The organism is Arthrobacter sp. B0427-1-12 (assembly GCF_059092905.1).
On record NZ_JBNHIC010000075.1, the window covers coordinates 1 to 12511 of the forward strand.

At 65.0% G+C, this 12511-nt stretch carries 14 protein-coding genes; 8 read left to right on the top strand and 6 right to left on the bottom strand.

What is annotated here, in order from left to right; all coding sequences use genetic code 11:
• Window positions 1–376 precede the first annotated feature (376 nt).
• The 5 genes from AC5RWU_RS22180 to AC5RWU_RS22200 all read right to left on the bottom strand — a co-directional run bounded on the left by AC5RWU_RS22180 (window position 377) and on the right by AC5RWU_RS22200 (window position 5536).
• Window positions 377–553 carry a CsbD family protein gene (locus AC5RWU_RS22180; protein ID WP_494033016.1) on the bottom strand — a complete coding sequence of 59 codons (177 nt, stop codon included), beginning with the start codon at window positions 551–553 and terminating at the stop codon, window positions 377–379.
• 533 nt (window positions 554–1086) lie between these two features.
• On the bottom strand, window positions 1087–1815 hold the full coding sequence (locus tag AC5RWU_RS22185) for a glycosyltransferase family A protein (RefSeq protein ID WP_494033015.1): 729 nt from the start codon (window positions 1813–1815) through the stop codon (window positions 1087–1089).
• Window positions 1816–2735: 920 nt separating this feature from the next.
• Window positions 2736–3344, bottom strand: a complete 609-nt coding sequence (locus AC5RWU_RS22190; protein ID WP_494033014.1) for a hypothetical protein — start codon at window positions 3342–3344, stop codon at window positions 2736–2738.
• 917 nt (window positions 3345–4261) lie between these two features.
• On the bottom strand, window positions 4262–4603 hold the full coding sequence (locus tag AC5RWU_RS22195; RefSeq protein ID WP_494033013.1) for a carboxymuconolactone decarboxylase family protein: 342 nt from the start codon (window positions 4601–4603) through the stop codon (window positions 4262–4264).
• A 351-nt stretch (window positions 4604–4954) separates the two neighbouring features.
• Window positions 4955–5536: a TetR/AcrR family transcriptional regulator gene (locus tag AC5RWU_RS22200; protein ID WP_494033012.1), complete on the bottom strand. Its 582-nt coding sequence runs from the start codon at window positions 5534–5536 to the stop codon at window positions 4955–4957.
• A gap of 358 nt (window positions 5537–5894) precedes the next feature.
• Here AC5RWU_RS22200 and AC5RWU_RS22205 point away from each other — a divergent pair, with 358 nt between their 5' ends.
• The 8 genes from AC5RWU_RS22205 (at window position 5895) to AC5RWU_RS22240 (ending at window position 11816) form a co-directional block, all read left to right on the top strand.
• Window positions 5895–6023 carry a hypothetical protein gene (locus AC5RWU_RS22205; RefSeq protein ID WP_494033011.1) on the top strand — a complete coding sequence of 43 codons (129 nt, stop codon included), beginning with the start codon at window positions 5895–5897 and terminating at the stop codon, window positions 6021–6023.
• 104 nt (window positions 6024–6127) lie between these two features.
• Window positions 6128–7228 carry an NtaA/DmoA family FMN-dependent monooxygenase gene (locus AC5RWU_RS22210; RefSeq protein WP_494033010.1) on the top strand — a complete coding sequence of 367 codons (1101 nt, stop codon included), beginning with the start codon at window positions 6128–6130 and terminating at the stop codon, window positions 7226–7228.
• Window positions 7229–7517: 289 nt separating this feature from the next.
• Window positions 7518–7703 (top strand): SbtR family transcriptional regulator, encoded by a 186-nt coding sequence (locus AC5RWU_RS22215; protein ID WP_494033017.1) that lies wholly within the window; start codon window positions 7518–7520, stop codon window positions 7701–7703.
• A 319-nt stretch (window positions 7704–8022) separates the two neighbouring features.
• Window positions 8023–9012, top strand: a complete 990-nt coding sequence (locus tag AC5RWU_RS22220; protein ID WP_494033009.1) for an LLM class flavin-dependent oxidoreductase — start codon at window positions 8023–8025, stop codon at window positions 9010–9012.
• Window positions 9013–9223: 211 nt separating this feature from the next.
• Window positions 9224–9382 carry a hypothetical protein gene (locus tag AC5RWU_RS22225; RefSeq protein WP_494033008.1) on the top strand — a complete coding sequence of 53 codons (159 nt, stop codon included), beginning with the start codon at window positions 9224–9226 and terminating at the stop codon, window positions 9380–9382.
• Window positions 9383–9777: 395 nt separating this feature from the next.
• Window positions 9778–10470: a histidine phosphatase family protein gene (locus AC5RWU_RS22230; RefSeq protein WP_494033007.1), complete on the top strand. Its 693-nt coding sequence runs from the start codon at window positions 9778–9780 to the stop codon at window positions 10468–10470.
• Between the two features lie 24 nt (window positions 10471–10494).
• Window positions 10495–11049 carry a DUF3090 domain-containing protein gene (locus AC5RWU_RS22235; RefSeq protein ID WP_494033006.1) on the top strand — a complete coding sequence of 185 codons (555 nt, stop codon included), beginning with the start codon at window positions 10495–10497 and terminating at the stop codon, window positions 11047–11049.
• Window positions 11049–11816 carry an SCO1664 family protein gene (locus AC5RWU_RS22240; RefSeq protein ID WP_494033005.1) on the top strand — a complete coding sequence of 256 codons (768 nt, stop codon included), beginning with the start codon at window positions 11049–11051 and terminating at the stop codon, window positions 11814–11816. Before AC5RWU_RS22235 ends, AC5RWU_RS22240 begins: the two co-directional genes overlap by 1 nt.
• 396 nt (window positions 11817–12212) lie before the next feature.
• On the opposite strand, the gene AC5RWU_RS22245 is transcribed toward AC5RWU_RS22240, so the two are convergent.
• The coding region (locus tag AC5RWU_RS22245; protein WP_494037310.1) for a Rossmann-fold NAD(P)-binding domain-containing protein at window positions 12213–12511 on the bottom strand (299 nt) is incomplete at its 5' end.

Sequence of the window (12511 nt, forward strand, 5' to 3'; positions counted from 1 at the left end):
AGGCACCGTCCTGGGCGGCCTCGGTATCGACCAGGACGCTGTCCTGGCGGTCCGGGTCGGACAGTACGGCTCCGGAATCGTCGCTGTTCCACGCTGACCCCGGCTCAGGCAGGCCCATGATGGACTCCATATCGAACGGCCCGGAAACCCGCTGCTCCGGTTGATGTTCCGTCCCTGCCGCCGTCCTGCACCAAGGACCGTTATGCATATTTTTTCCCATAAACGGCGGCGAAGGAAGAGCTGGCCTCTGCACACGGACGGGTCAATGTTCTCCCCCGGTAAAGCAATACCGCCTTCACCGGAGCCTGTCCGTGACCGGCCTGTGGCCGGCAGGCCCCCGCGCCGGCTGCCGGCATCGGGGGTGTGTCCGGTCCGGTCAGTCTTTTTTGAAGGCGTCCTTGACATGTTCGCCGGCGTTTTTCAGGTCGGCCTTGATCTGATCGGCCTGCCCCTCGGCCTGCAGGCGTTCGTCCCCGGCGGCCCTGCCCGCTGCTTCCTTGGCCTTGCCGGCAGCTTTCTCGGCGGCGTTTTTGATCTTGTCGTCCAGGCCCATGGTCCCTCTCCTGCCCTCCCGTACACCTGCCGGCAGCCTCCGGGGCTGCCGCTTTCATCGTCCCACCGCGTCAGCGTCTGCAACAGCTGGAGAAGCCCTCGTTCCGGTCCGCTGCGGTCAGACGCCGGATCCGCACGCGCCGCTCAACAGGATCAGCCGCATCAGGCAGGGACTGAAACCGGAATCGGCCAGTCCGCCCGCCGGCTTGCCGACCGAATCGGCCGGTGCCTGGGCGGCACGGCCGGGTGCAACCGCAGTGAACTGCCGGCGATGGCCCGAAGACCTCAAACATTCCGCAGCGGTCCCGGAACCGGCAGCCGACGATGCACCCGGCTCTCATAGGGCATGCTGAGCACAGTCAATGGCGTCCTTACGTGGTTACCGGATCCGGGTAGGTTGAAAAATCAGACTGCCCCTGCGTGGCCGGCGGCTGGGCGGCACGGCCGGGTGCAACCGGTGTCATCACCTCTGGTTTGTCCGCGCTCCTGCCATCCCGCTGTGCCCTCGGCCAGGGGTCCAGTCCCCTGCAGGTTTCAGCCGGCCCGGCGGCGGCGCCACCGCTGCCAGGGCCGTTCGGTTCCCCAGTGCAGGGCCACGGTCCGGCGGGCCCGGTCCAGCCGCCGCAGGTTCTGCCGGAACCCGTACAGCGACCGCGGCGAGATCCCGACCCGCAGTCCGGGGTCGTACCGGATGGTGCGGTGCGGGCCGAAGTGGAAGCTGAGGTCCACATCGTCGTGCAGCTCCGGATCATCCCGGTGCACCGCCGCACTGACCTCCTGCCAGGCGGCGCGCCGGAAGGCCATGTTGGATCCCCACAGCGGCACGTGCCCGAACACCGGTCGCATCCCGAGCAGGTACGACTGCAGGTAGAGCGCGCCGGCCGCCCGTACCCAGGGGCGGGACAGGCTGTAGAAATCCGCGGTGCCGACCAGCGCATCCAGGGCCGGGTCGGCGGTGAAAGCGTCCTGGATGCGTTCCAGCCAGTGGACCGGCGGCGCCGAATCAGCATCGCAACGGACCACGACGGTGCCAGCCGCCGCGTCGTAACCGGCCGCCGCGGCGGCCGGAATGCCGGGAGCCGGTTCGACGACGACGCGGGCACCATACCGGGCGGCGACCCGAGCACTGTCATCGGCGCAGTTGTTGTCCACCACCACGATCTCCAGCGGCCGGACGCTCTGGCCCCCAATGAGGCTCAGGCACTGGGCCAGCATCACGGCATCATCCTTCACCGGAATGACCACCGACAGCGACGGCTCCATCTCTGCTCCCTTCACCGGCCGGTAGCGGGTATCCGGCAGCCGTATCGCGTGCCTGTGCCCGTCCCGGCCCTTTGGCCCATCCTAGAAGGCCAGGCGCTGCCGGTTCCCTGGACCCGGCGGCCGGTTTCCTCCGGCCGGGCTCAGGGCAGGTGTGCGCTCACCGGGCGATGCGGGCAGCAGAGGATAAGACTTCAGCAGCAACCGGGTAACGAGCAGGCCGGCACCGGAGGCAGAGAAGCCCCAATGCCTGCTTCCAATCCGGGCTGACGGGTCCGGCGAGGGCACAGCACAGCGTCCTTAGCACTGGCTTACCGGTACCCCAACGAGGTCCACTACAGTTACCAGCAGCCGTCCGCGGCAGCGTAGAGAAAACCACTAATCCGCTGTCCGAAATCTCCTAAGCAGCCCACCCGGATGGTGCCGCGGCTCTTCTACCTGCAGTCCCTACAGGTAGACCATCAGAGAGCAGGCAAAATTTTCACGAGAGACTATTGCCAGGGGACCCAACAAGGGCAGCCCCCTGAAGCCGTCCGGCCCCGGTCCGGTGCTGGTGGATTGACCGGCCAGCTGCGGCAGATGCGCTGCCCGGCCCCTGCAGAGCCGACAAACACTGCGCAGCGGACCACGGCCAACCCCCGGATGGGCCGGACGCAGCGCAGCGTCCCGACGGGCGTTCCCCTTCAGAGAGTTCCGCCGCATAGGCTCCGGTACGCAATTGCCGAAGCGGGCGGACCGGAGCAACCAGCCGAACCTGCCCCCCAGGTACAACAGACCATCTTTTCAGCCGCACTCCTGCTGCACAGCCACCGCATAAAATGCCGGGTCTTCCGCATGTGCGGAAGACCCGGTAACCTGCGGATGCGCAGGGTCTGGCCCTTGAGGCCCGGCAGAAGATCCTTGGCTGGATCCTGGCCGTCAGCCTAGCGCCGGTCCTTGACCTTGTCCTTCTTGTCCTTGACCTTGTCCTTCTTGTCCTTAACCTTGTCCTCGTCCTCTTCCTCGTCCTCTTCCTCGTCCTCGATCGGTTCCTCTTCCTCTTCCTCTTCCTCGTCCTCGATCGGTTCCTCTTCCTCTTCCTCTTCCTCTTCCTCTTCCTCTTCCTCTTCCTCTTCCTCTTCCTCTTCCTCGTCCTCGATCGGCTCCTCTTCCTCTTCTTCCTCTTCCTCGTCCTCGATCGGCTCCTCTTCCTCTTCTTCCTCTTCCTCGTCCTCGATCGGCTCCTCTTCCTCTTCTTCCTCTTCCTCTTCCGGATACGGGTCCTCTTCCTCAGCCCCGAGCGGGTCCTGCACGGCGGTGGCGTCGGTGATTACGGATTCGGTGGCAACACCGGTGGTCTCTTCGATGTCTCCGCCTGCCTGGGCTCCGGTGACTCCGACGGCGAGAAATACACTGGAAACCGCCGCCGTTCCGATAATCTGTCTGGTCTTGCTCTGCATGGTCTTCTCCGAAACATGGTTTTCGAAGTGCCGATCGGCACCCTTTTCGGGTTTGCGGATCTTCTCGCTGCAGCCGTTAACGGTTGGGTCCAAGCGGCAAATGCAGCGCTAATTCAATTCCCATCCGTAAACCGGGGGAATTTTCTCAATCATCCCTTGGGAAAACGTTATGAAATTATGCCCCTCATAAATTTCAGGTCACAGCGATTTTCACGATACGGCCCCGCCCGGGTGGAGGAGCCGAAGGCGGGTCCAGGAATGTTCGGGCCCATCTTTATCCACGGACACCGACAACAGCGCCTACAGGGGACAAAGTGGCTCGGCCCCGTGTTTACGCCCCCGGAAGGCGGGCCTATTTCACCGGCACGGCCTGCTGCCCGAGAATCCATAACACAGCGGCCCAAAGCGCCACCACGAGCCCGGCTAACGCCGCAACCCGCTGGGAAAGCTCTCCGGGTACGCCTTTAACAGTGGTGACTGCGCATCATTGGCTCTCCGGCCCGCGGCCGCTCTTCACCGTGTCATGAAGTCTTCAGCGTCGGACCCCTCGGACGCTGAGCGGCACCGGCCCTGTTACCGCCGAGCACCGGGGACTGCCTGCCCGGGCCCCGGCCCGTGGGCAGCCCCGTTGTTCACGCGGTCCGCGTTTTCGGGCCGAAAGACGGGGCCGGCCGGGGATTTGTCGCATAAGCTTGCAATAACCGTGGAGACCGGCTCTACGTGGTCTTCTATTTCGCTGGCCTGCCAACCATTGGAGGATCGGCTTACGCGAGACTGAGTGGTTAGCAGTTCGGCTCGTCGGGCGACGTCATTATGTGCTTCGTGTGAGCACCTGCAATCAGTCTAAAAGTGCCGGGCATACTGATTGCATCGCATCACTGGCACCTTGATGAGGCGCTTGCAACGGTAGCGACCGCCCCTGACCGGGTGCTGGGTGTGAGGCAACGGTTGGTTGAACGCCTAGGACGGAGGCTGGCCTGGAGAGCCGACCCTCGGTGCGACGTGGAGTCTCAGGCCTCGTCGGCTTCGTCGAAGATGCGGAAGGCCAGGGTCCCGTGGGTGACCGCCGCGCCGGCGCCCAGGGCGGCGGCGATCATGGTGGCCTCGGCGATCTGGGCCTTGGTGGCGCCGGCCTGCTTGGCCTTGGTCACGTGGACCTGGAGGCAGTACGGGCACTGGGAGGAGATCGCGACGCCGACGGCGATCAGCTCGCGGTTCAGCGGGTCAATCGACCCGTCTTCGCGGCCGATCGTCCCGTCGAACTTGGCGTAGGCGGTGAACTCGGGTCCGGCCAGTTCCTTGAACTCGCCCAGCCGGTCCAGGTCCTGCGGGGAGTGGTAGTGGGTCGTCATGGTGTGATCCTTTCCAGTCGGGGTCAGAACAGGCGCGGGAAGCCGGTGACAGTCTCACGGTCCGCGCATGGCGGTCCCGGCCACCCGGGTTCTCCACCTGGTCCCAGGGCGGCGCATGCCACCCCCGGGGCAGGTTACGTCGATCCGGCCAGGATCTGCAGCGTTGCGCTTGGGGGCGGCCGCTGCCCAGGTTGAGTGTCGCATCAACGAACGAATGTTGAGGCAAGTGGTGCAGCGGGCATCCGAGGGTCGCCGATGACCATCGCGGGCAGAGGGGGGCGGGATGCCAGGCGGGACCGGGCATCCCGACGGGTGTTATGGCGTGCGGGCCTGGCGCGGCGGCGATTGCAGTCACGGGGTGACGGTGGGGGCTGCGTATCCTTCCCGGAGCAGGGATTCCAGCGGCTCAACGCCGGCATGGGATTCCGCGGCCACATCTTCGACCCATGCGAGGGCCAGTTGGGCCAGAAAAAGGTCCCTGGCGCTGATATCTGGTCTTGCCATCCCTTTGTCCTGGGCGCGTTGGAGGAACTCCGCGGTGATGTCCTGCAACTCCATGCACGTGAGGGACAGCGCCGAAGTCTGCTCCTTGACTGCGGAAAGCATGGGGTCGGCCAGTCCCTGGAATGTCTTGAAATAGTCGCACAATCCGCGCAGCCAGTCCTGAAGCGACGAGGACGCGTCCCCGGTCTGCGCCAGTGAATCCCGCATGGCCCTGAGCTCGTCCAGGCGTTCTCGCAGGGTCGAGGCGATCAGGTCGTCGCGGGTCGGGAAGTGCCGGTAGAGCGTGCCGGGGCCGACTCCTGCCCCCTTGGCGATCTCGTCCAGCGGCGCCGCGACCCCCCGCCGGGAAAACTGGGTCAGCGCCGCCTCGATAATCCTGCCCTCGTTACGCCGCGCATCTGCGCGCCTTGGTTTCGAGCCGGTGAGCAATGCGGTCCCCTACATCTACGGTTTTGACAATCGGAGTGTGTCTCCGCCTATAGTAGCAATCGTTGAAGTGGAGAACGTGTCCGCTTGTGCGGACCGAGGGGGTGGGTGTGGCACCTCTCCAACCCCTCGGCCGGCCTTTCCGCGCAGAACCGGCTTGGACCCGCAGACCCGGGCGCAGAACCGGCCACAGGGTCCGGGAAGCAAGGGCCGACCCCATCCGTGGGTCGGCCCGTAACCAGGAGAGACGACCGCATGGCCGATACGGCAGTACAGGATGCTCCCGAACTGTCCATTCTGGACGTCACGTATATCTACCGCGGCAGTACGCCGACCGGGGCCCTGAGGAATTCCACGGACGGTGGCAGGAACGCTGCGGGGCTTGGCCGGTGATGCCTTGGCCGACGAGATCATGATTGTCGACTTCCATGCAGACCAGGAGGGCCGTCTGCGGGCCTACGACCTGCTGGCCAAGGAACTCCTGATCTGACGCCCCATGTCCATATGTCCATGAAGCATGCGGGGCTCGAATCCTCGAGGCCCCATTATTCGAAGGGAAAGTGCCCGGCAGTGGCCAGAGAAAAGAAGTTGAAGATGGGCGCCGTCCTTGAAGGCCTTGGATGGAATTTCACGGGCTGGCGCCACCCTGATATGCCGGTCGATGCCAGCGAGAACATTGACCACTATGTCCAACAGGCAAAGATCGCGGAGTCGGGGAAGTTCGACACGCTCTTCCTGGTCGACGTCAGCCACGTCGGCCCCGGGAACATCCCCCACTACCTGAGCATGTTCGAGGGCGTGAGCATCATGTCCGCCTTGAGCATGGCGACCACCCGCATCGGGTTATCGGCGTCGATTGCCACCTCCTACGCTGATCCATTCACCGCCGCACGGCAGATCCTGTCTCTTGACAAGATCAGCAAGGGACGGGCAGGGCTCAATGCCATCACGTCCAATCCGGGGGGAATGGTCAACTACAGCAGGGGGCACCTGACCAAGGCCGATCAGTACCCCATGCAGACCGAATTCATGGAGATCGCCCTGGGCCTGTGGGACTCCTACGAAGATGACGCCTTCATCCGGGACAAGGAACGCGGCATCTTCCTGAACCCGGCCAAGATGCACCCCGTGCGCTACCGGGGCAAATACTTCTCCGTGGACGGTCCGCTGAATATCAGCCGATCGGCACAAGGCCGGCCAGTGCTGTTCACGGCAGGGTCCTCCGCCAACTTCATGGAGAACGCCGCGAAATACACGGATGGGGCCTTCATTCTGGGGCAATCGCTTGAATCCTCCCAGGCCACTGCGACCGAGCTCAAAAACCGGGTCGCGTCAGCAGGGCGATCAGCGGAGGACTTCGTCATTGCACTGTCGCAGACGCCGCTGGTCGGAAGAACCGAGCAGGAAGCCGAAGCGAAGTTCCAGGAAATGCAGGATCTGAACCGCCCGTACCCGCTCCCCCGACCCCTGTTCTTCGGCTCCGCCGAGAACGTGGCCGACCAGATCCAGGAATGGCATCAGGCAGGGGCGATGGACATGTTGCTGGTCCGGCAGGACCACCCCACCGGCCTGAGGGACTTCGTTGACCTGGTCGTCCCGATCCTTCAGGACAGGGGCATCTTCCGAACGGACTACGAATCCACCACGCTGCGCGGCAACCTCGAGCTGCCCATCCCGCAGCATCGTCGGCCTTGACGGACCCAGCCCGGCCGGCACCGGCACGGCCCAGGGCCCGCTCATCGAGGGCCGCCGAGACTGCCCTGACCGAACCCCGAGGAAGGAAAAACCCATGACCACCAAGAACGTCACAGATGCCAGCACCTACCACCGCCTCGGCGACCACACCCAGACTCCGGCGAAGCGCTTCAGCGGTGGCTCGAAACACTCGGCGACTGGATCAGGGTTTACCACGGGCTGCCCGAGCCCCTGCGGGCGGCCTGGATGACGCCCACGTCTCCGCTGACACCCACCGTGCCAGGGACTTATTGACACGACCGAGGACTTCCTGCGCAGGGCCCAGCGGGACGGCCAGGCCAGGGAGGGACTGAGCGGCCGTGACCTTTACCTCGGGGCGCTGGCGGTGGTGTGGGCAGCAGAGGCCGCGACGGCAGAGAGCACCACCTCGGACCTGCTGCCCACGGTGCTCCGCTACGGCTGGGCCGCCGGCTAGGGGCAACCCTGAAGATGGCGGCCACCGGCCGGTACCGGACTGTGCCTGATGTCCGCTGCCTTGACGATGGTCAGGTCGGCGGGGCCCGGGGGCCATGCACCATTTGCCAGATCCCGAAGGACTCAGGCAAACCACCCCAAATCCTCCCCCGGGGGCGGGCAGCCACACTCTGTACGTCGAACACCATCCCGCTGCCGGTGTCGCCTGACCGGCCCCGCTGAGTGCGTCACGGGCCTCAGCGGGAGACAGAAATACCACCAGCGGTGATCGTTGTCACCGCTTAATGCACCCACTGTGCGAACGAAGGGAAACTCCGACAATGTCTGTGCCTTTGAGCATTCTCGACCTGGTCTCCATCTCCGAGGGGTCCACGGCCCGGGACGGCATCGCCGCCTCGATGGATTCGGCCCGCAGTGCTGATCGGTTGGGCTTCCACCGGCTCTGGTTCGCCGAGCACCACAACACCCCCAACCTCGCCTCCAGCGCCACCGCACTGCTGATCTCCCAGGCCGCCTCGGTCACCGAGCGGATCCGTCTGGGCTCCGGTGGGGTGATGCTGCCCAACCACGCCCCGCTCATGGTGGCCGAACAGTACGGCACGCTGGCCAACATGCACGGGGACCGCATCGACCTGGGCCTGGGGCGCGCTCCGGGAACGGATGGGATGACCGCCCAGGCGCTGAGCCGGTCTTCGGCCGAACCGCAGGCCTTCGCCCGAAGCATCCATGATCTGCAGGGCTGGTTCAGCGATTCTGGCACCGCGCATAGTACGCCGATCGTCTCGGCCGTGTCCGCCGGGACCGAGGTGCCGATCTGGGTGCTGGGGTCGACCGTCAATGGAGCCTCCATCGCCGGCCAGCTGGGCCTGCCGTTCTCCCTGGCCTCGCACTTCGCCCCCAACCAGATCGATGACGCGATCCGGGTGTACCGGGAGGCCTTCACCGCCGAAGTTCCCACCGCCCAGATCGACGAGCCCTACGTGATGGCGGGCATCAACGTCATGGTGGCCGACACCGACGAGCAGGCCGAGCGCGAGTTCACGGTGGTCGAGCAGATGTTCCACGACACCCTGACCGGGCAGCGCCGCAAGATCCAACCACCGGTGGACCCGGACACGCTGGTCGGGCAAGGCGGGAAGGACAATCCCATGCTCCGCGTCAAGGCCGTGGGCGCCCCGCAGACGGTGAGGGCGCAGCTGGAGGAGTTCGTCGAGCGCACCGGCGCCGATGAGCTCATCACCTCGACCTATGCGTTTGATCCAGCCGTGCGCGACCGCTCGTTGCAATTACTGGCAGAGACCTGGTTCTAAACAGCACGTGACTCTGCCCCCGGGTAAAGCGCAGCAGGGCCGGACGCCCCGGTGCCTGGGGGGCCTACCCCACGGCACCAGCACCGGGCCGAACCAGGGTCGAGAGTCTTCAGGAGGAACTTGCGCCGAGCACGCTTTTTACCTCGACTACCAGAACGTCAAGGCCAGCACCCCGAATACACCTACTCCCCCGCCACGAAGGACCCAGCGTATGCCCCAACCGGACGGGCAAAACGCTCCCCCACGCTTTATGACCCACTCCTGCGTCGCGGACATGAAGTCCATCGTGACTTCTCTTCGCCAGGCATGCGAGCAGTTCGAGCAGTTCCGAACCAAGATGGGCGCTGCGCTGGCGCAAGCCGCCATCTGATGGGCGTTTGAGGCGGGCCGTTCGGGCCGCGTAGCCCGCCGTCTTCTCCAAAGAGTGCCGCGCCCTGGTTCTGGGCGCACAGCGCGGGGTCGGTGTGGTCCATCACAACCAATGGCACACGACCCGCTCTGAGAGGGCGGGAGCTACTGGATCCGACGCGGAGCGGGTACAGGACGTTCTCCATGCGGGGGTCGAGTTCGGCCGGGGGTTCTGGCTGTGCCGGTTCTTCCGGTTTTGCTGCGTCGGCATGAGCTGGTCAATGCGTGCCGAGTCCGTCTGGGCGGCTTTGAGCGCGTCGGCGTGCTTGAAGGGTTCCGCCAGTGCTTTATCTGCCTGTTCGACGCGCGACCCGGTACGGTTCACACCGCCATCGAGCGGGTGGTTAGGCTGGGTGGATGGCGACAGTTATTCTCGTGCGGCACGGCCGCACCACAGCCAATGCCACTGGACTGCTGGCCGGTCGGGCCGTCGGCGTCAGCCTGGACCAGATCGGGCGCGGCCAGGCGGCTCTGACCGGAGACCGGCTCGCGGCCGTGCCCCTAGTCGGGGTGGTGTCGAGCCCTCTTGAGCGTTGTCAGCAGACCGCCCAGCTCATCCTCGATCGCCAGACTGGCACGCCGTACGCGCCGGTCGATCTCGATCTCACCGAGTGCGATTACGGCCAGTGGCAGGGCCGCACGCTCAGTGATCTCGCGACCGAGGATTTGTGGCAGGTTGTGCAGTCGCAACCGTCCGCCGTCATCTTTCCCGGCGGTGAGTCCATGGCCGCGATGCAGGCTCGGTCGGTGGCAGCGATTCGACGCCACGATGCAGCCTTTGAAGCCGAGTACGGGCCAGGGGCCGTGTGGGTGGCGGTGAGTCACGGTGACATCATCAAGTCAATCCTCGCCGATGCGCTCGGCATGCACCTTGACCTGTTCCAGCGTATTAACGTGGGCCCCGCCTCCGTATCGATCGTGCGCTACGGCGCTAGTCGGCCGAGCGTCTACGCGACCAACACCGACGCGGGGGATCTGTCGTGGCTGTCGAACGGCATCCACTCCGGCGATGCGCCGGTGGGCGGCGGTGCAGGGCAACAGGCGCCATGAACCTCATGTGCCTAAAATACTGACATGCCTACACGTGTTCACGAGTTTGCCTGGCCTGATCGGGTCGTCGTTGGCACCATTGGCCTTCCGGGGGCGCGCACGTTCTACCTGCAGGTGCGCGCAGGGACGCAGATCGTGAGTATAGCCCTGGAGAAGCAGCAGTCGGCTCTGCTCGCGGAGAAGATCGACGAAATTCTCGACCAGCTCATCACCGTCGAGGGCAACCCCTTCAGTGTTCCCACGAGTACTCCCATTGAACTTGTCGACAATGACCAGCTCGAGGCCGTTCAGGAGCAGTTTCGGACCGGCGCCATGAGCTTAGGTTGGGACCCAACCACGGCGCAGGTCGTAATAGAGGCCTACTCCATCACCGATGCCGATGCTGATGACAACGACGAATCGCTTGATGAGGACGGCGCTAACGAGCCCGAAATGCTGCTGGTGCGAATGCCGGTCGGCACCGCCCGCGCATTCGCCAGGCGCACCCGTGAGATCGTGGGCGCCGGGCGTCCGACGTGCTCGCTCTGCGGTTACCCCATAGACGCCGACGGGCACATCTGCACCCTTCCCGAGGTCTGATGCCAGCGCCGGACCTAGTGACCGCCGAGCTGACGCTCACCGGCCGCATCACGACGGCTTCAAACGCTACATTCCTGGGCAGCATCGGCGACGTGGTGGTCGTCTATAAGCCGATAGCAGGCGAAAGTCCGCTGTGGGATTTTCCCCACGGCACCCTGGCTCACCGGGAGGTGGCCGCCTACCTGGTCTCGCAGGTCTTCGGCTGGGACGTCGTGCCGCACACCTGGCTGCGCGATGGTCCGATGGGCGAAGGAATGGTGCAGCTCTGGCAGGAGCAAGACCCCGCCCAAAGCGCCGTGAACCTGGTCGCGACGGACCACGTGCCGGAGACGGGCTGGAAACACGTTCTCGAGGGACGAGATGAGAACGGACGGATGATCGCCCTCGTTCACGAAGACTCGCCAGTGCTCAGACGCATGGCGGTGTTCGACATGGTCGTCAACAACGCCGACCGCAAAGGCGACCACATTCTTGCCATGACGGACGGACACCGGCACGGCGTGGACCATGGGCTCACCTTTCACCGTGACCACAAGCTGCGCACGGTGCTGTGGGGGTGGCTGGGAGACGCTCTGACCGCCGAGGAACGCGACGGCATCGATCGTGTCAGCGAAGGACTGCACGGTGGGCTGGGCCGAAACCTGGCGGACCTGCTCAGCGCCGAAGAAATCGCATCGCTCGCCGCGCGCTGCGCCCGGTTGCGCTTGGCAGGGCGGTTTCCGGCTCCGAGCGGTGAGATGTCGGCGGTGCCCTGGCCGCTGTTCTAAGGGAATTACGGCTACGCGCTTCGCAGGCTGTGTCACGTTGATGGCATGGATTTTAAGGTAGCGACGGAGCTCATCATTCCTGAGTGCGAGCTCGGCTGGCGATTCTCCAAGGAGCCAGGCCCCGGCGGGCAACCCTCTGTTCCGAAGGTTTCGGCGATGCGAGAGACATCAACTGTCACCGGGAATTCACGGCACAAACGCCGATAACGGCGCATATGTTCGGTGATTTTCAGCCGTGTGGTGAGCCGGGTTCGGGGCCAAGACCGTCATCGGTGCTGCGCATCCAGTAGGACCAGCAGGTGCCTCCGCCGGACTTGGAATGGAACCGGACACCGGCCGCGTAGCTGCCCGCACGGCTAGGCATCCTCGTGCCCCCGGTTCGGCACGGGATGAGGTTTAGGTAAGGCGCTCTCCGGTGATGTGGGCCAGGTGGTTCACCAGTTCGGTCTGCAGCCGGTGGTCGTAGGCGGCCCGGTGTGCTTGCACGAGGTGCTGATGGTGCCAATAGCCGCCACTCGTGCGTGCCTTAGGGTCGTCGCTGGTGGCAAGCCATTCCTGGGTGAGGTGGCCGAGCCGCAGGTCGTCCGGGGCGTTCGGGCCGCCCATCCTGGTGGGCACCCAGCCGGGATCGACAGCGTTGCTGAGAACGTCCGGCCATAACCGGGCGACGGCCAGTGCGAGAGCGGTGACGTAGA

Coding starts and splice junctions, on each gene's coding strand:
- AC5RWU_RS22180 (WP_494033016.1), bottom strand. CDS start 553: ATGGGCCTGGACGACAAGATCAAAAACGCCGCCGAGAAAGCTGCCGGC.
- AC5RWU_RS22185 (WP_494033015.1), bottom strand. CDS start 1,815: ATGGAGCCGTCGCTGTCGGTGGTCATTCCGGTGAAGGATGATGCCGTG.
- AC5RWU_RS22195 (WP_494033013.1), bottom strand. CDS start 4,603: ATGACGACCCACTACCACTCCCCGCAGGACCTGGACCGGCTGGGCGAG.
- AC5RWU_RS22210 (WP_494033010.1), top strand. CDS start 6,128: ATGGGCGCCGTCCTTGAAGGCCTTGGATGGAATTTCACGGGCTGGCGC.
- AC5RWU_RS22220 (WP_494033009.1), top strand. CDS start 8,023: ATGTCTGTGCCTTTGAGCATTCTCGACCTGGTCTCCATCTCCGAGGGG.
- AC5RWU_RS22225 (WP_494033008.1), top strand. CDS start 9,224: ATGCCCCAACCGGACGGGCAAAACGCTCCCCCACGCTTTATGACCCAC.
- AC5RWU_RS22230 (WP_494033007.1), top strand. CDS start 9,778: ATGGCGACAGTTATTCTCGTGCGGCACGGCCGCACCACAGCCAATGCC.
- AC5RWU_RS22235 (WP_494033006.1), top strand. CDS start 10,495: ATGCCTACACGTGTTCACGAGTTTGCCTGGCCTGATCGGGTCGTCGTT.
- AC5RWU_RS22240 (WP_494033005.1), top strand. CDS start 11,049: ATGCCAGCGCCGGACCTAGTGACCGCCGAGCTGACGCTCACCGGCCGC.